This window comes from Curtobacterium sp. P97 (assembly GCF_023712445.1).
Classification (GTDB): Bacteria; Actinomycetota; Actinomycetes; order Actinomycetales; family Microbacteriaceae; genus Curtobacterium.
In genome coordinates this window covers 1-439 of the sequence record NZ_JAMAYF010000144.1, presented here as the reverse complement: position 1 = coordinate 439, position 439 = coordinate 1, and the positions used below count along the sequence as shown (strand labels likewise).

Annotated in this window: 1 protein-coding gene; it reads left to right on the top strand. The window is 72.9% G+C overall.

Annotated elements, in window-relative coordinates; all coding sequences use genetic code 11:
* Window positions 1-280 (top strand): hypothetical protein (locus tag M3677_RS17360; protein ID WP_251161194.1); only part of this gene is annotated, 280 nt, incomplete at its 5' end.
* Window positions 281-439 lie beyond the last annotated feature (159 nt).

Genomic DNA, 439 nt, shown 5'->3' with positions numbered 1-439 from the left:
GCCGTTCACGATGGACGTCAACGACCTGCCCTCCTACATGAAGCACGGGCAGCCCCCGCGCCGGTTGCTGGAGACCTTCCAGGACACCTTGGCCTGGACCGACGCGCACGAGTCGGGTCGCGCGCACCTCGACGTCACCGTGCACGCCCACGTCTTCGGACGCCCCTACGGCGCCTGGGTGCTCGACGAGATCGCCCGCACCGTCGCCGAGCGCGACGACGTCTGGGCCCCCACCCGCCACGAGTACGCCACCTGGTTCAGCGAGCACGCCCCCGCCTGACCCGCACCGCTCGACCCCGCACGACCTCACCACCGGCCGGCCGCACCTGCGACCCGCCGTCCCCACGCGTGCGACGACGCCGTCCACGCTCCCGAGAGGCACGGCCATGAGCACATCCGTGGACACCGCACAGCAGGCCAGGCGCGGTCGCCTGGCGAC